General features: G+C 71.0%; 19 protein-coding genes. 9 read left to right on the top strand and 10 right to left on the bottom strand.

Translation table 11 applies throughout. The features are described from left to right. Positions 1–234 precede the first annotated feature (234 nt). On the bottom strand, positions 235–537 hold the full coding sequence (locus ACFY04_RS28685) for a winged helix-turn-helix domain-containing protein (RefSeq protein WP_389121006.1): 303 nt from the start codon (positions 535–537) through the stop codon (positions 235–237). Continuing rightward, positions 537–989 (bottom strand): hypothetical protein, encoded by a 453-nt coding sequence (locus tag ACFY04_RS28680; RefSeq protein WP_389121003.1) that lies wholly within the window; start codon positions 987–989, stop codon positions 537–539. The genes ACFY04_RS28685 and ACFY04_RS28680 overlap by 1 nt, the downstream gene beginning before the upstream one ends. A gap of 432 nt (positions 990–1,421) precedes the next feature. Here ACFY04_RS28680 and ACFY04_RS28675 point away from each other — a divergent pair, with 432 nt between their 5' ends. Next, complete coding sequence (locus tag ACFY04_RS28675; RefSeq protein WP_389121000.1) at positions 1,422–2,501, top strand: hypothetical protein; 1,080 nt, start codon at positions 1,422–1,424, stop codon at positions 2,499–2,501. A 295-nt stretch (positions 2,502–2,796) separates the two neighbouring features. Here ACFY04_RS28675 and ACFY04_RS28670 read toward each other — a convergent pair whose 3' ends face one another. After that, positions 2,797–3,414: a hypothetical protein gene (locus ACFY04_RS28670; RefSeq protein ID WP_389120997.1), complete on the bottom strand. Its 618-nt coding sequence runs from the start codon at positions 3,412–3,414 to the stop codon at positions 2,797–2,799. A gap of 251 nt (positions 3,415–3,665) precedes the next feature. Beyond that, the gene (locus ACFY04_RS28665) at positions 3,666–3,905 is read right to left on the bottom strand and encodes a hypothetical protein (protein ID WP_389120995.1); all 240 of its coding nucleotides are present in this window, start codon (positions 3,903–3,905) and stop codon (positions 3,666–3,668) included. 180 nt (positions 3,906–4,085) lie between these two features. On the opposite strand from ACFY04_RS28665, the gene ACFY04_RS28660 reads away from it, so the two are divergent. Beyond that, positions 4,086–4,637 carry a hypothetical protein gene (locus ACFY04_RS28660; protein ID WP_389120994.1) on the top strand — a complete coding sequence of 184 codons (552 nt, stop codon included), beginning with the start codon at positions 4,086–4,088 and terminating at the stop codon, positions 4,635–4,637. A gap of 148 nt (positions 4,638–4,785) precedes the next feature. Next, positions 4,786–5,160 (top strand): hypothetical protein, encoded by a 375-nt coding sequence (locus ACFY04_RS28655; RefSeq protein WP_389120992.1) that lies wholly within the window; start codon positions 4,786–4,788, stop codon positions 5,158–5,160. A 376-nt stretch (positions 5,161–5,536) separates the two neighbouring features. On the opposite strand, the gene ACFY04_RS28650 is transcribed toward ACFY04_RS28655, so the two are convergent. Together ACFY04_RS28650 and ACFY04_RS28645 are read right to left on the bottom strand one after the other, a co-directional pair. Continuing rightward, a complete protein-coding gene (locus ACFY04_RS28650) occupies positions 5,537–6,118 on the bottom strand; it encodes a hypothetical protein (RefSeq protein ID WP_389120990.1) in 582 nt (193 codons plus the stop codon). Between the two features lie 446 nt (positions 6,119–6,564). After that, a complete protein-coding gene (locus ACFY04_RS28645) occupies positions 6,565–7,155 on the bottom strand; it encodes a hypothetical protein (protein ID WP_389120989.1) in 591 nt (196 codons plus the stop codon). A gap of 581 nt (positions 7,156–7,736) precedes the next feature. Here ACFY04_RS28645 and ACFY04_RS28640 point away from each other — a divergent pair. Further along, the gene (locus ACFY04_RS28640; protein WP_389120987.1) at positions 7,737–9,326 is read left to right on the top strand and encodes an alpha/beta hydrolase; all 1,590 of its coding nucleotides are present in this window, start codon (positions 7,737–7,739) and stop codon (positions 9,324–9,326) included. 633 nt (positions 9,327–9,959) lie between these two features. Here the strand turns inward: ACFY04_RS28640 and ACFY04_RS28635 are convergent. Beyond that, positions 9,960–10,130 (bottom strand): chaplin, encoded by a 171-nt coding sequence (locus ACFY04_RS28635; protein ID WP_389121147.1) that lies wholly within the window; start codon positions 10,128–10,130, stop codon positions 9,960–9,962. A 563-nt stretch (positions 10,131–10,693) separates the two neighbouring features. Next, complete coding sequence (galE, locus tag ACFY04_RS28630) at positions 10,694–11,689, bottom strand: UDP-glucose 4-epimerase GalE (RefSeq protein ID WP_389120984.1); 996 nt, start codon at positions 11,687–11,689, stop codon at positions 10,694–10,696. A gap of 443 nt (positions 11,690–12,132) precedes the next feature. Between galE and ACFY04_RS28625 the strand changes: the two genes are divergently transcribed. Next, entirely contained in the window at positions 12,133–12,339 is a 207-nt protein-coding gene (locus tag ACFY04_RS28625) for a cold-shock protein (RefSeq protein ID WP_389120982.1), read from the top strand. A gap of 226 nt (positions 12,340–12,565) precedes the next feature. Here the strand turns inward: ACFY04_RS28625 and ACFY04_RS28620 are convergent, their stop codons facing one another. Beyond that, on the bottom strand, positions 12,566–12,811 hold the full coding sequence (locus ACFY04_RS28620) for a hypothetical protein (RefSeq protein ID WP_389120981.1): 246 nt from the start codon (positions 12,809–12,811) through the stop codon (positions 12,566–12,568). Positions 12,812–13,039: 228 nt separating this feature from the next. Here ACFY04_RS28620 and ACFY04_RS28615 point away from each other — a divergent pair, with 228 nt between their 5' ends. Together ACFY04_RS28615 and ACFY04_RS28610 are read left to right on the top strand one after the other, a co-directional pair. Continuing rightward, entirely contained in the window at positions 13,040–15,049 is a 2,010-nt protein-coding gene (locus ACFY04_RS28615; protein WP_389120980.1) for a hypothetical protein, read from the top strand. 642 nt (positions 15,050–15,691) lie between these two features. Next, complete coding sequence (locus ACFY04_RS28610; protein ID WP_389120977.1) at positions 15,692–16,414, top strand: hypothetical protein; 723 nt, start codon at positions 15,692–15,694, stop codon at positions 16,412–16,414. 604 nt (positions 16,415–17,018) lie between these two features. Here ACFY04_RS28610 and ACFY04_RS28605 read toward each other — a convergent pair. Next, positions 17,019–17,624, bottom strand: coding sequence for a TetR/AcrR family transcriptional regulator (locus ACFY04_RS28605; RefSeq protein WP_389120974.1), 606 nt, complete (start codon positions 17,622–17,624; stop codon positions 17,019–17,021). A gap of 294 nt (positions 17,625–17,918) precedes the next feature. Here ACFY04_RS28605 and ACFY04_RS28600 point away from each other — a divergent pair, with 294 nt between their 5' ends. Both ACFY04_RS28600 and ACFY04_RS28595 read left to right on the top strand, forming a co-directional pair. After that, positions 17,919–19,100, top strand: a complete 1,182-nt coding sequence (locus ACFY04_RS28600; protein WP_389120973.1) for an FAD-dependent oxidoreductase — start codon at positions 17,919–17,921, stop codon at positions 19,098–19,100. Positions 19,101–19,902: 802 nt separating this feature from the next. Then, positions 19,903–20,346, top strand: coding sequence for a hypothetical protein (locus ACFY04_RS28595; RefSeq protein WP_389120970.1), 444 nt, complete (start codon positions 19,903–19,905; stop codon positions 20,344–20,346). Positions 20,347–20,581 lie beyond the last annotated feature (235 nt).

Raw genomic sequence — 20,581 nt, 5'->3', positions numbered from 1 at the left:
CGGCCAGGGCGAGGAGTCCCGGCCCGCTGCGGGCGAACACTCCGGCGTCTGTGCTGGTTCGCTGCGGCGGGAACGCCGAGAGCTCGACTCCGGCCTGCTGCAACCCGACGGTCCGGCGGGGCCGACTGCGCCCGGTCCGCGCCCTGCACGCTGCATGGCCAGGACGTCGCCGCCGAAGGCCGCCTGCCCGGCCATGCCTCCGCCGGCCCGCGTCGCCGGGTGCAGATCTTCCGACTACTCCGGAGGTTTGCGCGCTGCCGCCACGATCCTCTCCAGCGCCGAGGCGTGCCGCTGGAATGCCTGGCGCCCGTACGGGGTGAGGCGGAGGTGGGTGTGCCGTCCCGTGCGGTTCCGTGTTTTCCGGACCTCGACATACCCGGCGTCTGCCAACGCGGCGACCTGCTTGGACAGGGCCGAGTCGCTGGTGCCCACCGCATCCCGGACGAATCCGAACTCCACCCAGTCGGCAGGAGCCAGGAGTGCGACCACCGAGAGTCGCGCCGGGACATGCAGGAACTCGTCGAAGTCCGGATCCATCAGGCGTGGCCGTTCCTGCGGACGATGGTCCCGACGACCGGGCGCAGCGCGTACGAGCCGGCCACGGCCGTAAGGGCGGTGACAGCTGCGGCGATCGTGTGCCGTGCCGGCAGGCCGAGGAAGTAGGCGGCGATGGCGGCCGTCCAGAAGAGCACGAGAAGGAGCACCCCCATCGCCGCGTAGAACAGCATCTCCGGGCCGGCGGTCTTGCGGCGGACCGCGGCCCTGCGCTGGTACACGAACAGCCCTCCCAGGGTCAGGCCGTTCCCTGCCAGGACCGCGGCGGTGTTCCAGGGGCTCGGCAGATCGAAGGACGAGCACACAGCGAACAGGCCCAGCGCCGAAATGATCAGGTAGCGGCGGGAGTGGGCGTGGCGCATGTACTCGTCAAGCGTCTGCTCCTGACGGTGATGTATGGCGTCGAGGGCGGTCTGGGCGTCGTAAGCGGTCATAGGTCGCGTCCCTGGTCATCAGTCTTCCGAGTGCTTTCCCATAAGGAAAGTACCACCTTCTTTCCATGCAGGAAAGAAGGTGGCGGGAGCAGGCCGCCGCCGGTGCGGCCTGGCTTCGTGCCCCGGAAGACCCTCGGCGCGCGGGCGGCCGTGCCGGCCGTCGTAGGCCGACCAGTGCGTCGACGGCACGTGAGGACCGCTCCCGGCATCGAACATGCGGACACGGAGTGCGGTGGACGGATTGCCTGTCCCCCACGATCCTGCCGGCGGAGCTTTCGGCCTTCCACGACAGCCACCGGCTGAACGTGGCGTGTGGCTCTCGTGCGCGGCTCTGGCTGCAGGAGCCCGGTTTCGCCTGCAGAAGGCAGTCCGGGATATTCGAACGGTCCTGGCTTGATGACGCCGGACAGACCTCAGGCCTAAGGTGTGCCGGTGATCTTCAAGAGGAAGCGGAAGGCTTCGGGCCTCGACGCCGCTGTGTCCGAACTGGAAGAGGCGGTTGCCGCTCGCGATGGCGACCGCACCGGGCGTGCCTTCGCCGCCATGATGAACGGTGTGCAGTCGGCGTCGGACCCTGAACGTGTTCCGGCAGGGCCCCGGCTGGCGGCGCTGCTCCCCGTCTTCCCGCCCACCGGTCCGCGGCCGATGCTCGCGATGGCGGCCGGCTTCTGCGTCGAGCGCGGGGCCGATCCCGTGGCCTGCGCCGGACCGATCCTCGACAGCGTCCACCGGGACCTGCTCGACGCCCTCGAGTTCGCCCGCCGCTGGACCGCCGCCGGCGAAGCCGAGGACGAACTGCCGGAGCCGGACGAGAAGATCATTGACGACGCCCTGCTGGCCCGCCTGGGCGGCGACGTGCACGAGGCCACTCGGCTGACGCTGGCCTGGTGCGCGGTCGAAGAGTGGCAGCCGCCCGCGCTGGCCGTGCTGTGCCGCAGCGCCGAGGTGCGCCGCCGGCACGCATCCGCGATCCTTCCCACCTGCCGCGACCTGGCGGCCCTGGAACGGCACGACCTCAAGTGCCTGGCCTACGCGCTGGCGGTTCTGGACGACGAGCCCCTCGTAGTGCTGCACAGGCCCACCGGGACCGGGTTCGAGATACGCATCGGCGGCATCGGGGACAACTTCCAGTTGCACACACTCCTCGCCCACATCCTCGTCGGCGGCGGCTACATCCCCGGCACCGGCCCTTCAGCAGAGAGCGTCCGCCTGGCCACGGACCCCGAGCCCGCCCACGGACGTACCCAGGCCATCGCGACCGGGGCCTTCGAACTCCTCGCCCCGGACGGCGAGCGGATCTGGAACGAGGGGCTGCCCGACGACATCCCCGTGGTGGAGGGACGCCGCCTGCTCGTGCTCGACGAACCGGCATACCGGCGCAGCTGGAACGCAGACCGGTTCTTCCCACACCTCCCGGGCACAGCCGAGCTGACTCGCGCCCTGACCGCAGACGAGACACGGACCTGGCTCGCCCGCACATCACCCAGAAACCTAATCCGCCGGCCTTCCTGACCCGACGGACCGGACCGTCACCACTCCGGGCGACCACCCTGACCGTGGCGGCCGACTACCTGGGCCGGCGGCCGGCGGCCGGCGGCCGGCGGCCGGCGGCCGGCGGCCGGCCCAGGTAGTCACGGAAACGTTGGTGACCCGCCGAGCAGGTCCCAGGCTCCCCCTGCTCTGCCGCTCTCGGCTCTCGCCTGCATTTCCCCACACGGCAATCGCGGTTGACGCGCCGCGGCGCGCACCGGTCTGCCGGGCCGATGACCGACCTGCACATCCAAGCGGTGGACGACTTGCCGACCGGTCACCGGCGGGTGTTGAGGAAGCCGATGACGGTCGCACCCCACCAGCCGAGCTGCGAGACCAGGACGGTCGAGACGGCGCGCAGGAGCAGCAGTCGGGGCGCGGCGCCGCCGGTTGCGCTGCAGAGGGCGGACAGCCGTGGCTGGAGAGTCCAGGCGTGCAGGCCGTTGAGGGCGACGAGGAGCACGAGTGCGAGCTTGACCTGGGTGAGCGGGGAGGCCGGGTCGGGGTGGAGCAGGACGCCGCTGGCGACGAGGCCGGCCAGGCCGAGCCAGATCGGCAGGTGAACGGCGTCGGCCGTGCGGAGGACTTCCGGCAGGGAGCGTCGGCCCATCAGCCACTGCAGGCCCAGCCAGTCGGCGGTCAGGACCCCGCCGAACCCCACGACCAGGGAGAGCAGGTGCACGAAGAGCGCGACGGTGTGGAGTCGGGCGTCGGCCTGGACGTGGGTCGCGGTCCAGACGGCAGCGGCCCAGACGCCACACAGGCCTGCCGCGGCGGCAGAAAGCAGCACCCCTCTGGGGATCAGCGGAACGGCGGGCGACACCCATGGACCGGGGAGCGGAGCCGCCGAGGAGTCGTGCGCCGGCGCGGGGCGGGCCATTGCGGAGGCGGTCACTGCCATTGGTCCTTAAAGCTGTTGAGGCGCGGCATGGCCGGCCCCCGCAGGCCGATCGTGAGCGGGTGCAACTCGAGTCCGCAAAGTGAGACTTAGGTGAGCCTTCCCTTTGTAAGGATGGCCTAAATAAGCCACAGAGGGCTTGATTCGGTCAAGTGGCGTGATCTATTCGTTGCGCGGCGCTCAGCTTGCGCGTGTGCCCCGGCCAGACGCCAAGGCGCGGCCGTTCCCTGCCCGGGGCGGGGGTTGTCTCAGCCGGCCCGCTCGAAGGCGAGGTTCACGTTCGGGCAGCCGGCCGCGTACCCCGGCAGCGCCTCCCGCTCGGCCCGGTCCGCCGCCAGACCCCACCGGTGCTTGGTCGCCACCCACTCACCGATGTACCGGCAGTGCACCGCCGGAGCCGGCATCCAGGGCGCCATCAGCCGGCTCGCGGCCACGTTGAAGACACCGCAGACGATGAAGAACCGGGAGAACGGCCGCTCCGTGCCCAAGAGCCCCGACCAGCCGGGGGGGGTGGGCTGGCCGGGGCCTGACGCCGCCACGTTCGGCTGCCCCGGGCCGTCGACCAGCTCGTCGAGGCCGCCGAATACGCGCCCGACGCGCAGCGGGCCGAAATCCAGGCGGACGCCGTCTGCTACGCCCGTGCCGTACGGCTCCAGGAGTGGCCCGCCATGGCCGACGGCACCGGCTCGCCGGCTCCCAGCGTCTGGTCCACCGACTTCCGCCGGGTCTTCCGTGAACTGGAGGGCAAGCCGGTCTTCGGCATGCTGGTGGCCGCGGACAACAAGCGCTCGGAGGAACGCGAGGAGCGCCTCACCCAGGCCACCGCGAGCATCCCCAGCGCGATCCTCTGGTTCCTGCTGGCGACACTGGTCATCACCGTGATGGCCCTGGGCGTCTGCCTGCCCCGCCGCAACAACCGCGGGCAGCTCATCACCCTCACCATCATCACCGCGCTCCTCACCACAACCCTGTGCATCATCCGCGACGTCGACCGCCCCTTCGGCGGCATCATCAACGTCCGGCCCACCGCCATCGCCGAGGCCGAACGTCAGGCCACCGCGATTTCCTCACCCACCACACGGCCGCCGACCTGCCCTGCGACGCCCAGGGCAACCGCCGGACCACATGACACACCGACAGCCACCGTCCGCAGAACAGGCCCTCCAGCTGAGCGGATGGCCTATGTGGTCGCTGGCCGATCAGGGCCTGGGGGCTTGTAGGTGTCTGGAGCCCTGGCAGACGGCCGCCCCTCCTCTGCCCAGGCAACTCGACTGATCCGTAACAGTTGTGATGGGGCACCAGACCTTCCGCTTTCCTTGATCACCCCCGTGCTCCAATGTGCGGGCGGGATAGGGGACCCGCGGAGGAATGAGGGGGAGGCGGGGGATCACGGAGCAAGCGGGACGGGTCGCGGTCTGGCTGGCGATCGCACTCGTGGGGCTGATGGCGGGGGTGATGTCGGCCATGGAGGTGAGCGGGGCGCTGGAGCGGGAGCGGGAGTACCGGGCTTCCCCGGTCTGCGCCTCCGTGCCGGTGACGGCGTCGGCATGTGTGTGGGAGCAGGCGTTCACGGTGCGCGAGAGCGCCACCAACGAGAGCGCCGCCAGCGAGGGCGACGACGGGAAGAAGCCGGCTGCGACGTTGCTGCCCCCGAACGGCAAACCATGGAACGCGGCGTTCCGTAACACCGGTCCGGTGTTGTCGCGGATGCGGCCGGGTGACCCGGTTGTCGGCGTGGTCTGACACGGGGGCATCGTCGAGGTGCGGGATGCCGGCGGGCTGCGGCAGCAGACGACGCTCGGCCCGGTGGGGTGGCCGGCGGACCGGCTGGGGGCGCTCTCGCCCTCATCCCGTTCGGTCTGATCGCCCTCGTCGGCTCGCTGTGGGCCATCGTGAGGCGCCACGACCGGCGGCACCGACGCGCGGCAGGCATGGTGCGCCGGCACGGCGCCGCCCTGGGTGTCACCGCCATTCTGACGCTGTGGGCGCAGTAGAACAACGACTGGCCTCTGGGGGTGATCTGGGCGATCTGGGCGATCTGGGGGCCGCTCGCACTGATCCTCCTCGCCACGATGGTGGCCTCCGCCGTCGAAGACGGTGTGGGCTTCTCTGTGAGGGGTCAGCCGATGCGGACGGTGATCTCGGGGAGGGGTATGTCGGAAAGGTTCAGCTGGAGCCCGGTCAGGGTCAGGTAGGTCTGTGAGTCGGTCAAGGCGGAGGTGGTGGACGGCGCCAGGGTCTTCCCGCGCGTGCTCACCAGCAGGTGCCAGCCCCCGCGCTTGTAGCTGCGGGAGGCGTCGGGGCGGTCGCCGTTCGGGTTCAGCGTCCAGCCCTGGCGCTCCAGGTCGGCGCAGATCGTGTTCATCTCCGACTGTGCGGCGGTTTTCTCGCGGACGGTCATCCAGCCCGTCATGTTCGAGTTGGCGCCGGCCGCGCCGGTCGGGCGGCCCTGCGCCGGGTCGAGGCCCGCCGAGCTGACCGCGGTCCGGATCACCTCGTCCACGGCGTCCCGTGTGAGGGGCGGTGACGTGGACTCCGGTGTGGGCGCCGTCGTGGAGGGGGGCGGCGTGGGTGCGGGCGCGCCCAGGTGGATGCGGCCGTCGTCGTCTATCTGGATGTGGTCCGGCAGGGCAACGGCGGCCAGACTCACGATCAGGGTCGCGGCCAGCCCGATCCACACCCTCTGCAACAGCGCGTTCAACGTGGAGCTCCCCCCGAGTGATCAATTCAGACGGAGTCTCACACATACTGCTCGGCGCCCGGCAGCCTTTGATCGCGGGGCAATCACGTGCCGTGGGTCGACCAAGGCAGGCAAGGCCTTCTACGACGAGGGCATCAAGGGCGCCCCGGCGGTTTTCGCTGAACGACCCCGCCAAGGACAGCTCGTCGGAGAGGCACGACACAGTGCCGCTGGTCGCCACTCACCCGGAGGAGACGGCCGAGCAGGCCCTGGCCGACACCTTGGCCGCGCTGGAGAAGACCGGCGGGAAGTTGGCGCCGACGAGGACAAGCGCGGGCGCGCGTTGTCGTGCGTCGAAGCCGAGGGCGAAGCCTGCGACGACGCGCGGGACCCCGCCGTCCTCCTCGCGCTCGTCCTCCTCGCGCTCGTCCTGCTCTCGCTCCTCGCAGCAGCTGTGGTGCGTGCCGTTACCCGTCCTGGGCGGTCAGGAGCAGGACCAGGGCCCTGGAGCGGGTGATGCCGAGCGCGGTGGCCACCACTTCGGCCGGCATACCGTCGTCGCGCAGCGCGCCCGCGGTCTCCCGGCCCACCCGGGCGGCGATCCGCTCCAGCACACCGGCGGCGCGCAGCGCGGCCAGCGGTACGTCCGCGGCCGTGGCGGTCAGCTGCCCGGCGATCTCGGCCAGGAGCGCGGCCAGCCGTTCGGGCAGCGGTACGGCCGCGTCGCGGACGACGGACAGGTGCGCTGTCCAGTCCGCGAGCGGTCCGGTGAGGTCGACGTCGGCTTCGTAGAGGGGCCGGTCGCCGATCGTGTCCCAGTCCAGGAAGTACTGAGCCGCGCTGCGCCATCCACATGCGCACGCCGCCCGGAGTGCGTCGGCGCGGGGGCGGCGGGCCCGGCCGTCGTAGGCCGACCAGTGCGTGGTCGACGGCACGTCCGACCCGCTCCCGACATCGAAGTACACCGGCCGCGGCTCGCTCCCGCCGACCAGGGCACCCGCCGCGCCCGCGTGCGCGTCCCCGAAATCCACCGTCCACCAGTCCCACTCCACCAGCACACCACCCTCCCCCACGCTCCTGCCGACAGACCCGCCGGATCCCGTCCGCGACCCTGCCCCGTCCACCCACCCGCCCACACCCCGACGGCCCCAACAACCAGCGCGGTTGGATACCGGGCCCCGCAACACGGCGCTGCTGGAGGGCGAGTGGGCTGGCCGGGGGCATGCGGGGAGGAGCCGCAAGGGCGGACCGCGCACGGGCCGGTAAAGAGCGGGCGTGTCCCATCCCCGCCCGCCACACCCCCGCGATCCCCAGGACCCACGTCGCTGCCGAGGTCGGGGCTCACGGTGCCGTTGCCGCCGGTTCCACCATCCCCGCCGAAGTCGTCCCTGCGCCTACGAACACGGAAGCGTGGCCGTAACCGCTTCAGGAATCCCGTCCCCCGTCTTCGTCGTCGGACTGACGCGGTCCGGCCGACGCGCCGTCAGGCCCACACCCACTGCCGCGTGTCGGCCGACTCCCCGGATATCGCGTGATACGTGAGTTGTACAAGGAGTGGCCCTTACGGGGGATTCGCCCCGCCCACCGATGCAACACGGTGGACAGGCACACCATCTCCGAAAGAGGGGACACCGCACGTATGAAACGCCTCGCACCGCTGTTAGCCACCGCCGGACTCATCGCAACCGCCCTGTCCCAGCTGCCCGTTCCCCCGGCATCCGCCGCCCAGCCCACCCCCGAGTACATGAGCCAGAAACCCGCCTGGCACCGCTGCAGCGCAGACAAACCGGCGACCTACGAATGCGCGACCCTCAAGGTCCCGCTCGACTACAAGCGCCCCCAAGGCCCCACGATCGACCTCGCGATATCCCGGGTGAAGAGCGAGAACCCGGCCAAGCGGCACGGCGTCATGCTCCTCAACCCGGGCGGACCCGGCACCACCGGACTCTACCGGCCGATGCGGATGAGCACGGAGATGCCCAAGGAGGTACGGGACCGGTACGACCTCATCGGCTTCGACCCGCGCGGCGTCGGGGCCAGCAGCCCGGTCACCTGCGGGCTGAACCAGACCGAGACGGGCATCGGCGGGGCGTACCGGCCCGAGCGCTTCTCCTCGGACGTGGCGTGGGCGCGCAACGTCGCGGACAAGTGCCGTGAGAAGGCTGGTGACGTGCTCCCGTACATCACCACCCGCAACACGGCCCGCGACATGGACGTGATCCGCGCCGCGCTGGGCGAGCGCAGGATCTCGTACCTGGGCTACTCGTACGGGACCTACCTCGGCGCGGTGTATTCCCAGATGTTCCCGCAGCGGACGGACCGCTTCGTGCTGGACAGCGGAGTGGACCCGCACAGCATCTGGCGCGGCATGTACCAGGTGTGGGCGACCAGCTCCGGGCCGGCCTTCGAGCGGTGGACGCACTGGGCGGCGGAGCGCTCGGCCGAATACGGCCTCGGCGCGACCCCCGGGGCGGTGTCCGACACGTTCTGGGCGCTGGTGGCGCGCGCCGACCGGGAACCGATCGACTACTTCGGGCAGAAGATCACGGGTGACGACATCCGGGACCCGGGAGTGTTCTACTCCCCGGTTGAGGCCTCGATCATCACGAGGTCCCTCAAAGCCGCCGCCGAGCGGACACCCCTGCCGGCGGACGCCGGGGTGCCGGACGTGAAGAGGCTCCTCGCCGGCGGCCGGGAGGCCACCAGGCCGGATACCGACACGGCGGCCGCCCCAGCGCCGGGCAACGGGCCCGACCCGGCGGCCGCCCCCGGTGACAACGCCACCGCCGTCTACTGGTCCGTGGTGTGCGGGGACACGGATAACTGGCCGCGCGACCCCGAGCAGTACGCGCGGGACGCGGTCCAGGACAAGGTGAAGTACCCGCTGTACGGGGACTTCGCGTCGAACATCAAGCCCTGCGCCTTCTGGCAGCGGCCGTTGGAGGCCGCGACGCCCATGACGCACCAGGCGAAGGTGCTGACCGTGCAGAACGAGTGGGATCCGATGACCCCGCTCAGCAGCGGTCAGGGCCTGCACCGCGCTCTGAAGGGCTCGCGGATGGTGCTGGCGAAGGGCGGGCAGGGCCACGGCGTGTACCTCACCGACCCCACCTCCTGCGCCAACGGGCCCGTCAACACCTACCTCACCACGGGCCGGCTCCCCGCGAGGGACGTGACCTGTCAGAGTCCGCCACGCGACCAGGAGCCGAAGGGGTCGCCGGCGCCGTGAACCCTGCCGTCGTCCTGGATGCCTGACGAGGGGACGAGGGGACGAGGGGACACAAGCCGCTCGCCGGTCACCTCATTGGCCGACTGCTCCTTGATCACACTGGACGGAGCGGTGTCCGCGTTGACTTCCGCGACCAGCTCGAAGAACCAGCATCGGGTCGAGGGATTCGCGGCTGCCCCAGGGGACGGTGAATCGTACGCCGGTCCGGGGATGTCGGGGCCGGCCTGGGCGGGGTGGTCGGCGAGATCGCGGACGGCGTTCGGTTCAGGGGCGTTGCGGCCCTCGGGGCCCGGTACAAGACGGGCACGGGGCCTGGCGCCGGTGGGCGGTGTCTTTCGCGTGCGATGCGGATGGGTCGATCCGGACGGCCGGCCCGGGCCGAGGGCCATGCGGACGCGGGTGACCGTGAGGACCGCCACAGAGCCGGGCAGCAGCGTCCACGCGGTCGGCCGCGCAGCCCGGCCGATGGGCCGCCGTAGCGCCGTGGTGGTGGGCGGTCCGGCCCGCGCCGCTCAGCGCGAGGCCGGCAGGGTGAACGCGCGTGAGCGCGGCCGACCGGGGAGGAAGCCGGGGCCGCGCTCACGTGTCACACGGGGAAACGGCAAGGCTCCCCGGTGCGCTGCTGGGGCTGGATCAGGCGTTGACGCAGGTGTTGCCGAAGGACGGGTTGAGCAGAGCGATGACGTTGACGGTGTTGCCGCAGACGTTGACGGGAACGTGGACCGGGACCTGGATGACGTTCCCTGAGGCGACACCCGGCGAGCCGATGGCCGCACCGTGGGCACCGGCGTCGGCGGAAGCCATGCCCGCCGCGCCGAGGAGGACGGCTCCGGTCGCGGTGATGACGGCCGTGGTCTTCTTCACTGGGGTCTCCTTCAGGTGTGCGTCGAAACGGTGCTCTGAGCGGGCGCCGGCCGTGGGCCGGGCAGGCAGGCAGGCCCACGCCGGGCGCTCGTCCCCTCCAACCCCCCAGCCGGGTGCATGGACACGGTGGTCGACCCGTTCGGGTGCCACACATACAACGGGACGCGAAGGCCGGACCCGAGAGCCTTCCGCCCCCAGGGCAGTGCTCCGGCAGGAGGCCCTTGGCCATCGGCAGCGGTCGGGAATGCGCGGCCGCGTACACCTTCAGCTGCTCCGGAGCGCGGGCCACGACCTCTTCGGAAACACCCTGGCCGCAGCTCATCACCGCAACGGTCCACCGGCCGGCGCGCAGGTCGGCGAACCACTGCTCCATAGGCCCGTCTTACAGAAATCCTCCGGCTGTCAGCCGAGTGCCGCCGTTATCCTCCCCGGGACGTGATCGACAGAGAGACGGTGAGGATGACCGAGGGCGTTCCGACGACAGCCCAGGCGGGAAGGACGGATCAGTCCTCCAGCAGCTTGTCGCGCACCGGAATCCAGGCCAGGGCGGACCGGATGCCCTCTTCCACGGACAGCTTCGGCATCCACCCCAGCAGCTCGGCCGCCCGGTCGCTCCTGGTGTAGCCGCCGGCGACGTCACCGGGGCGGGGCTCGGTGTCGACGGTGGCCAGAGGGGTGCTGACGACGTTGTTGAACGCCGCGCACAGCTCCCGGACGGTGGTACCGGAGCCGGTGCCCAGGTTGATCGCGATCGAGCGCTTCGACTCCGTGAGGATGGAGTCGAAGCGCTCGATCGCCGCCACGTGGGCGGCGGCGAGGTCCCAGACGTGCACGTAGTCCCGGATGCCCGTGCCGTCGCGCGTCGGGTAGTTCGTACCGGTGACCGGGAACGGGCGACCTTCCTGGTGCGCCTGGATGAGCACGCCCAGGGCGTGGCTGGGACGCTTCAGCTGCAGGCCCGTACGCAGCTCCGGGTCGGCCCCGACCGGGTTGAAGTACCGCAGCGACAGCACCCGCGGCCCGGCCACGGCGATGTCGGCGAACATGCCCTCACACACCGCCTTGGTCCGCGCGTAGGGGCTCTGCGGCGCCAGCGGCGAGTCCTCGTTGACGGGCGAGCCGTCCTCGGCCTGGTAGATGGAGGCCGAGGAGCTGAAGATGATGCGGTCGCAGCCGTTGCGGTGCAGGTGGCTGACGAAGGACAAGCTCTTGCTGACGTTCGCCTCGTAGTAGCCGGTCGGGTCCGCGACGGACTCGGGCACCACAATGAGTGCCGCGCAGTGCACCACGGCGGAGATATCCGGCTGTTCCGAGAAGATCCGGTCGATCAGCGCGCCGTCCGCGATGTCGCCCTCGTAGAAGGTGCGGCCCTCGGTGAACTCTCTGCGGCCCCGGACCAAGTTGTCGAGGACCACGGGGGTCATGCCCGCATCCAGGCAGGCCGAGGCGACAGTACTGCCGATGTAGCCGGCTCCCCCGGCGATGAGGACGGTTGTCACGATGATCTCTTCCCGGTCGCTGAAACCTCACTGGCCAACCGGCACCAAGGCTATCGGCATACCAGGCGGGGCATCGCGGAACCCTCCCCGCGCCGTTCCGCCTTGAGCCGAAGCACGCTGGTTGTCACCATCGGCATCCGCTGAACTGCGGCTTCAGTCCGGCGAGGCACGGTGGTAGTCACCTGCGGCCGCCGTGCGAGCGATGGCCCGCCCGGCGCAAGGAGATCGCGGGGCGGCGGTGGTAGCCCATCGCGTACATTCGGCGGCCGCTTCGCTCGTGCCGGGCGCGGTCGCCCGTGCTGCCATCTGGCTCTGTCGGAGCGGCCAATGGGGCCACGGCCGTATGGCCGCCCGGGACAGGGCGTGTGATGTGCGGGACGGGTGGGCACGATCAGGACCGGCCGCGCACCGCGGTCCGTGCGGCACGTCGACAAGGGACACCGATGGCGACAGGCATTGTGAAGTGGTTCAACTCGGAGAAGGGGTTCGGGTTCATCCAGCAGGACGACGGCGGACCCGACGTGTTCGTCCACTTCTCCGCCATCCAGACCACCGGCTTCAAGGAACTCGCCGAAGGCGCCAAGGCCGAGTACGACGTCACCCAGGGCCCCAAGGGACCACAGGCCGAGCACGTCGTGCCCATCGGCTGACGGGCCCCGTACACGCCCACCCACGACGGGAGCCTTCTGCCCGAGGCCCGGCAGGGGGCTCCCACGTGCTCGCACATCGCGCGAGCCACCGAGCCGAGAGCCGCTACGCCCCTCCCTGGCCACTCCGGTCAGGCCCCGGGCCCGGTCCGGCCTCGCGGGCAGCGTGCCGCTGGGCTTCCTCCGAGGGCCGCACCAGCAGCCCCGCCGGGCCCGCGTCCGGGTGCGGTCAGGTGCGGCGGGCTTCGATGACTGCCTCGGGTGAGGAAGACCGCAAGACGCCGGCGGCGGGCACGCTGCTGCTGCCCGTGCAGACGCTCGCGGCGATGACGGAGTGCCGGCCCGCGGCGATGCCGGGCCCGAGGGTGATCATGCTGCCCAGCGCCCAGGGCTGCAGCAGCCAGGCCGGCCCGGCGGCCGTGGCCAGTGAGGCGCCGTTCACGCGGGCTGTCCGGTGCGGCTGGGTCCGGGCCACGCGGGAACGGCACGCCGCCGCATTGTCTGGGAGCCGCGCCGCGTCTTCGACACGGGCGAGCCAGCGCCTCCACGACTGGCACACGCGAAGGACATAGCGTGCGCATATGGGTGCAATGTGCAGTTCCTTGGCTGTGAGCGGGGGGCCGGTCCGAGTGGCCGCAGCTGATGCGGCCGGCCGGGGCGGGGTGTGTGCCGGTCGGGGCACCGCGGGCCGACGGGTGGGCGCATGCTGAAGAAGGCCGTGGTCGCCCTGGGGATCGTTCTGGTTCTGCAGAGCTTTTTCGCGCTCTGCCTGGTCAGTGCGCTGCAGCTGCTCGTCCTGCGCAACACCCCGTTCGGGGTGACCGGGGCGTCCCCGGTGGTGAACGCGGTGGCCTCGAAGGTGTCACTGGATACCCGCAGCTATGCGGACGAGTCCGCGGTGATGGCGGCGATCGGCCAGAGCAAGCTGTACGGCGCCTACCTGCCCGGCCAGGCGAGCGACACCCTGGTCGTGGTCCCCGCCAAGAGCTTCTTCGGCCGGGTGGAGCTGGAAGCCGCGTTCGAGGACGCGTCCAGGAAGCTCGACAGGCCCCTGACGGTGAAGACCGTCAAGCCGCTGCCGGAGTACGACCGCCTCGGCGGCGTCTCCGGGCTGCTGCTGATCCCGCTGCTCATCGGCGGCTACCTGGCGGCCGTCCTGCTGCTCAAGGCGACCAGGACGGCGGCGGCCCCCTGGCACGTGGCGATGCTCGTCGGCTACTCGACGGTGGGCGCCCTGCTGACGGACCTGATCGCCGGGCCGGGGATCGGCGCCTACTCCAGCAGCCATTTCTGGCCGCTCCTGCCGTGCTTCATCCTGATCGCCGCCTCGGTCAGCCTGGCGGCCGCCGCCTTCCAGCGTCTCCTGGGACCTGTGGGCACGCTCGCGGTCGCGGTCCTGTTCATCATCGTGGGCGGCTCCGCGGCCGGCGGCGTCGGTATCACCCTCCTGCCCGTCTACTGGCAGCACATCGGCGCCGTCTTCCCGCCCCAGCACGCCATCACCCTGGTGCGCAACGTCATCTACTTCAACGGGAACAACATCACCGCACCGCTGATCGTCCTGGGCCTGTATGCGCTGGGTGGTGGCATCGTGATCGGCTACCTGGGACGGTGGCGGCCGGTCAGAAGGGTCGGCAAGGCGGCACCCGCCGACGCGTCCGGCACGCCCCGCGTGGCCGATGCCCCGGGCGCGCGGGCCGCGGGCCCGAAGACCGCGGTGCGGGTGCTCGTCGCGCTGGCGATCGCCGCGGTCATGCAGTGTCTGTTCACCGTCAACTACATGAGCTCGGCCCACGAACCCGTCGCGACCGACATGCCGTTCGGCACGGTCGGCTCCCCTCCGCTCCTGACCGCGGCCCAGAAGAACCTCTCCCTGAAGGTCAGCCGGTATTCCAGCGAGCAGGCGGCGAAGGACGCGATCGACCGGGCCGAGATCTACGGAGCCCTCATCCCGGGGCAGGCATCGGACACCCTGCTCGTCGTGCCCACCCTCAGCGACGTCGCCCCCCTCGACCTGGCGGCGAACTTCGAGATCGCAGCGAAGAAGCTCGGGCGGCCGCTCAGCGTCCAGCAGTACGCGCCGCACCCACTGGCGAAGAAGGACCCCTTCGGCCTCGTGGTGTCCCTGATGCTGGTCCCGCTGCTGGTCGGCGGCTACATGGCCTCGACCATGCTCAGAACCGTCACCGGCAGCGCGACCGGACGCCGGCGCCTGACCGCCCTCCTCGGCTTCTCCGTCCTGGCCGGGCTCGCGGTCAGCCTCATCGTCGGCCCCTGGCTCCAGGGCTATCCCTTGGAGAAGTTCTGGATCGTCTGGCCGATCCTCTCGCTGATCGTCGCCGTCGTCGCCCTCGTCGCCGCCGTCCTGCAAAAGCTCCTCGGCGCCGCCGGAACACTCGTGACCGTCATCGTCGTCATGCTCTTCGGCAACCCCTCCTCCGGAGGGGCCAACGGCGTCCCCTACCTCCCCGGGTTCTGGCGCGACATCGGCCCGTTCCTGCCGCCCCGCAACGCCTACATCCTGCTCCGCAACACGGTCTACTTCGACGGCCACGGCACCACACAGGCCCTCACCGTCCTCCTCGCCTACCTGGCCGTCCCGGCGATCGCCCTTGCCCTCCTCGACCGGTTCCGCACCCCCGAGATCCCCGTGACCCGCGAAACCGAAGCCGAAGCGACCGCGCTGACCGTCCCCGTCGGCGGCCTGCCGTAGTCCTGCAGACCAGAGCTGACGACCACACCCGTCTCGTCGTCCAGCCCCGGACAACGAGACGGCAGCCGGTCCGCTCCCATGGGACCGGGGGTGCAGGTGACGGTGTTCCCGCCGCACCCGGCCGCGATGTCGAACAGCCGGTCCCGCGCGTCCTGGTCGACGGCAAGCTGCCGGCGCTGCTTGGCCGCGGTCCGCTCCGAGGCGTGGCGGCACAGGGCGCCAGAGGGCGGCAGAGGGCGGCAGAGGGCGGCAGCAGCCGCTCGAACGGACACGGCGGTTGCGGTCGCCGGGCCCGTGACCGCAACCGCCGTGTCCTGCCCCGGGAGTCTCAGCCGGCCCGCTCGAAGGCGAGGTTCGCGTTGAGGAACATCTGGGCCGACAGCACCCAGCGGCGAATTTGATCTTGCTTCTCCTGCTCGGTTCCCGGGGAGAGTCCGGCGGGTCGGCAGGGGCAGAGTGCGGGCGGGCCGTGTCGCCGCGCCTGGCGTGGTGAACGGGAGGGTGCGCCGGGCCGGCACCCTGCTCCGGGTGGGTGGGTCTTGCGATGCCAGCGGGTGATGGTTGCGGACAAAGGTCGGTTGCGTCCGAAATTCGGCTAATAACACCGAGTCCTGTGCACCGAGTGAAGAGGTTGTGCCGACCGTGTTGAAGACCGCATTCCGGATCGCTTCCGCCACCGTCCTGGCCACCGTCTCGTTGGGGTTCGGCTCACCCGCCGGCGCCGCGGCGGACCCGTACCCAGGTACCCCGCAGCAGATCCGCGACACCGGCCCCTGCGGCCCGACCGGCGCCTACCGCGCGTCGGAGTGGACGCAGACCACCACGGACCCCGAGATCCGGCCGGAGGTGGACCTCGCCGCGGTGCGGGAGGCCTGGTACTGGCGGCACGACGGGAACACGCTGTGGCGGGGTGACACGCGGGACCCTCAAACGATCTTCGCCAGCGGCTTCGCCCCGCGGGGCACGGACCTCACCCCGCTGGCGCAGTGGATCATCGGGGGCTCCGGGCAGCAGAACGCCGCGCACGTGAGCACCAGTTGTGAGCGGTGGGTGGCGCAGGAGTTCGCCACGGGGGGCGGGAACGACGGCTGGGTCTACGCGATCCAGGCTCCCGGCGGGATCGACGTCAATGCCACCGCGCGGCAGACCGGCATCCAGTCGCCCTACCTGTGGAACAAGGAGATCGACTTCCCCGGCGGCATCGAAGGCAGGTTCATCGAGGGGGCCTGCCAGTACCACTTCGTCGGCCACGACCCGCAGACGAACGACAGGATCTACCGGAACCTCGGCTGCGTGACGAACAGCAACTTCCACCCGACCCCGAGCAAGCACAAGGAAAAGGAGCCGGCCGGCGCGCCGCATTGATCTGATCGCCGGCGGGAGCGGTTGCCGCACCGGCCGTTCGCCGTGACGCGCAGCGCCAGGTGGTGACGAGGTGAAGACCCTCGGCCGCCTGGCGCTGCGCGTTGCCGGGCAGCGGCCGCGCGTGGGCCGCCCGGCCCTCACCGCAGTGATGCCGGGGCGGGAAGGGAGCGGACGTGAGGCACAGGTGCACCCGAACCGCACGGCCTCTGCCGCAGCCGGCGGACCACCGCCCCGCGACGTGAACAGCCCCGGGTCAGGAGCCCGGGCCGCGTCGTTGTACGGGGCACTGCGCAGCAGATCGACGGTGAGAACGCCGCCCCCGGCGGGTGTTGGGGCGGCCCGGTGGCGCTGCTGCCCCCAGAGCGCTCTGGGCACCGGGGCTCACCCGCGCACGCCATATCGGCGCGGGCCGGCCGCGCCCCTGACCGCCACCCGCACCGGTCGAAGCTCGGCCCCGGAAACTGGTCCTGACACCTGACACCTGACACCTGGCACCTGGCACTGCCACCGCCACGAACGGCGGCGCCCGTCCCCCCGGCGACAGCGGAGCGAACACGTCGCCGAGGGGCTGCCAGTGGCGCCGTGTTGCGGCATCGGGTCGCGGTCACCCGTCCTGGCCGGGACGGTCTTCCTGTCGTGCCAGAACGGTGGTGGCCCAGCCGTGTTCCAGCAGGGCGAACAGGTCGCGCATGGTCCGGGCCGGGTCTTTGCTTGCGCGGGCGATGCCGGGGGCTTCCATGGCGAAGCGTGCCAGGCCGGTGACGGCGGGGGCGTCCGGGGCAAGCCCGGTGGCATCGGCGAGGGTGGCGGCCAGTGCCTCCTCGTGGCGCGACCACATGCGCCGGGCGTAATCGCGGAGCGCGGGGGTGGATTCGACGAGGACGAAAGTGGGGTCGTCGGTCCGCACAGCGGTCCGGGTGGACACGAGGTAGTCGCGCAGGGCGTGCAGCACGGACTGCCCGGGGGCTCGGTCGCGGACGGCCGCGACCAGGGCGCTCTCGACGTCCGCGTCCAGGTCGAAGACGAGGGCTTCCTTGCCGGAGAAGTGCTTGAAGAGTGTGCTCAGTGAGACGTCGGCCGCCTCCGCCACCTCGCGTACACCGACGTTGTCGAAGCCGTGTTCGGTGAACAGCCGCAGTGCTGCATCCGCCAGTGCCTGCCTGGTCTGGGCCTTCTTGCGCTCGCGGCGCCCTGTCGTCGTCTCGGCCATGCCCTCACCTTACCCGCTTGAGGGGATTCGATCGTAAAGGCACTCGGATAGAAAATCGGAGCGGTTGCACTTTTGGAGCGACTATGTTTTTGTTGGCGGCGAGCCTGACCGGCACTCGGATGCCGGACCCGGGGCGCGTTCCCGCACCGGAACGATTGCCGCCATGCCCGAAGTCGGCCTGCCGGAGGCGCTGAAGGAGAACCTGCGCTGCACACCGGCCGCCTCGCCCCATTCCAGGAAGGCACCGCAAGACACCTGCACTCTCTTGACCCGCAGAACGGAGCGTCACCCCTTATGTCCACCATCCCTCGCATCGCGATCGTCGGTGCCGGCCCCGGCGGCCTGGTCTGCGCGCGCGTCCTGCAGCAGCACGGCGTGCCGGTCACGGTCTTCGAGCATGAGCCCGACCCCAACTCCCGCTCGCAGGGCGGCACTCTCGACATCCACGAAGACACCGGCCAGGTCGCCCTTCGCGCGGCCGGACTGTTCGGCCAGTTCCTCGCCCTGTCCCGGCCCGAGAGCCAGGAGTGGCGCCTGCACGATCGCCACGCGACCCTGATACGCCACGACCAGGCCGGCGAGGACGATCTGAGCAGCCCCGAAATCGACCGCGGCCAGCTGCGCGCGCTCCTGCTGGACGCCCTCGCCCCCCGCACGGTCCGCTGGGGCCACTCCGTAAGGGCCGTCACCCCGCTGCCCCACGGCACCGCCCGCCTGCACCACCACGACCGCACCGCCGAGGACTTCGACCTGGTCATCGGCGCCGACGGCGCCTGGTCCCGGGTACGCCCCGCGCTCTCCGACGCCCAACCCTCCTACGCCGGTGTCACCATGGTGGAAGCCCACTTCGACGACGTCGACCACCGTCACCCCGGCATCGCCCACCTGGTCGGCCGCGGCACCATGTCGGCCAAGGCGGGCCGCCGCAGCCTGGTGCTCCAGCGCAACAGCAACGGACACGTCCGCGCCTACATCACCTTCCGCGGCCCCCAGGACTGGCATGCCGGCCTCGACCTCGCCGACACCGAAGCCGTACGCGCCCGCCTCCTCGCCCAGTACCAGGGCTGGGACGAGAGCCTGCTGGACATCCTGCGCGGCAACGAGGGCGGCTTCATCAACCGGCCCATGTTCGTCCTACCCGTTCCCCACACCTGGCAGCGCGTCCCCGGCATCACCCTGCTCGGCGACGCGGCCCACCTGATGCCGCCCGTCGGCGTCGGCGCCAACCTCGCCCTGCTCGACGGCGCCGAACTCGCCCAAGCCGTCATCGGCCATCCCACCATCGACGAGGCCCTCGACGCCTACGAAAGCGTCATGCTGCCCCGCGCCATCGACAACGCCAAGACCGCCCAGCACATGCTCACCACCCTCATGCCCGACACCGACACCGACACCGACTCCGGCGAAGCCCTCTTCCCCGACGCCGCTTGGCCGGCCGGCGCCCTCCCCGACTCGGCCCCCGCTCATACCAGTTGAGTCCGGCCGACCATGCCCGTCCGCCGACGCCCGCCGACGGGACAGTCCACCGGATGACCCGCGTAGCGGCTACACGTGTGGCTCATCGTGCGCTCGCCTCGATGCCGTCTGCCTCGAAGAGTTGCGACATCCTCGCCGATCGAAATGCTCAGCCGCCAAGTGAAGCGCTCAGTCACAGCAGTTCAGGACGGCGGCGAGCGCGGTGTTCATGGCGTCGCGGACCGCCTCGAAGCGGGTGACGGCTTCTGCCTCCAGCCGGTCGGCGCTGACCATGGCGAGCGCCGCGGTCGAGGCGGGCGTGGGAGAGCCATCCGACGACGGCGTCGCCCTGGTCGACGCCGACGACGAGCCCGCCCAGGGCCCCGTCTGCCGGCGGGGACGTGCCAAAGCCGGCGGTCTCCGGGTCGGAACGGATCCGGTCCGCCAGACCGCCGGGGCCGGTCGGCACCGTCCCGGCTTCCCTTTTCCCGGTTGTGCCGACGCACTGCAGGTGTCACCAGCGGCAGCTGTCGACCCGCGGTTTCGCGCTGGTGAGGCGCCGTGGCTGTCACCGGACCGGCACGCTACTCGTCACCGGCCACGGGATCCGCGGAGCAACTGCCGCCGGACACACCGCGGAAGGCGCCGGAGGACACCTTCGCCGAGACGGTCGAACACCGGGACGACGCATCCGCTGTACTCCTGAAGGGTGACGCAGGGCCTTTCCGGCCCTCTGCCGCACGTTGGCAGGGAAGGGATTCGCCTGGCCCAAAAGATCAGCGGCGACCCGCGTGGGCGCCGCACGTCAGAAGGGGAGCCGGCCATGGCACCCGTACCGAACGGCCTCTACATGATCTCCCGTCCCCCCGAGCAGCTGCTCACGCTGCTGGACGGGGCATCGGAACCCAAGACACCCGTTGTCCTGCTGCCGCCCACCGGCAACCCCGGCGAGCAGGAATGGCAGCTGGAGAGAGTCAGCAACGGCAACTACACGATCCGCAATCTCCGCAGCGAAACCTATGTCTCCTACGACGGCGACCCGGAGATGAACAAGCCGGTCGTCGGATACCCCGAGCCCCGCGAGTGGGCGCTCTACCAGAGCGACCAGCCGCACACCTTCCACGTCGTCGTCCCCGGAGGCCCCGTCGACGGCGAGGAGCTGGCCCTGGACCTCAGCCTGCTGAGGATCTTCCCTCCCCGTATCGCCCTGAGGCCACTCGACGTCAGCAACCGACGCCAGGCGTGGACCTTCCAGTTCATGGAGTAGAGGCGTGAACCGGGTGCCCGGGTCGGCAGCCGACCCGGGCACCGCCCCGAAGACGCAGCCCTGCCCACAACTGTCGTGCTTCGGCTCAGTGGCCGGGGGTTTCGACGCACATGCATATCAAGAACGCGGTGTCCTGCCGCCAACCGACCAGTCCGAGCCCGTCACCGGTGCAGACACCACTCGGTGGTCAGTGGCCGGGACGGGAACGGGGTACTCATCGGCGGTCCGGAGCCCG

It is taken from the genome of Streptomyces sp. NPDC001549, assembly GCF_042894025.1.
Lineage (GTDB): Bacteria > Actinomycetota > Actinomycetes > Streptomycetales > Streptomycetaceae > Streptomyces > Streptomyces kutzneri.
This window is presented reverse-complemented; position numbering and strand designations above follow the sequence as displayed.

Excerpts from the sequence above, each read along its gene's own strand:
- ACFY04_RS28685 (WP_389121006.1), bottom strand. The coding sequence starts at position 537 with ATGGATCCGGACTTCGACGAGTTCCTGCATGTCCCGGCGCGACTCTCG.
- ACFY04_RS28660 (WP_389120994.1), top strand. The coding sequence starts at position 4,086 with ATGGCCGACGGCACCGGCTCGCCGGCTCCCAGCGTCTGGTCCACCGAC.
- ACFY04_RS28595 (WP_389120970.1), top strand. The coding sequence starts at position 19,903 with ATGGCACCCGTACCGAACGGCCTCTACATGATCTCCCGTCCCCCCGAG.
- ACFY04_RS28605 (WP_389120974.1), bottom strand. The coding sequence starts at position 17,624 with ATGGCCGAGACGACGACAGGGCGCCGCGAGCGCAAGAAGGCCCAGACC.
- ACFY04_RS28680 (WP_389121003.1), bottom strand. The coding sequence starts at position 989 with ATGACCGCTTACGACGCCCAGACCGCCCTCGACGCCATACATCACCGT.
- ACFY04_RS28635 (WP_389121147.1), bottom strand. The coding sequence starts at position 10,130 with ATGGCTTCCGCCGACGCCGGTGCCCACGGTGCGGCCATCGGCTCGCCG.
- ACFY04_RS28655 (WP_389120992.1), top strand. The coding sequence starts at position 4,786 with ATGAGGGGGAGGCGGGGGATCACGGAGCAAGCGGGACGGGTCGCGGTC.
- ACFY04_RS28615 (WP_389120980.1), top strand. The coding sequence starts at position 13,040 with ATGCTGAAGAAGGCCGTGGTCGCCCTGGGGATCGTTCTGGTTCTGCAG.
- ACFY04_RS28640 (WP_389120987.1), top strand. The coding sequence starts at position 7,737 with ATGAAACGCCTCGCACCGCTGTTAGCCACCGCCGGACTCATCGCAACC.
- ACFY04_RS28625 (WP_389120982.1), top strand. The coding sequence starts at position 12,133 with ATGGCGACAGGCATTGTGAAGTGGTTCAACTCGGAGAAGGGGTTCGGG.
- ACFY04_RS28600 (WP_389120973.1), top strand. The coding sequence starts at position 17,919 with ATGTCCACCATCCCTCGCATCGCGATCGTCGGTGCCGGCCCCGGCGGC.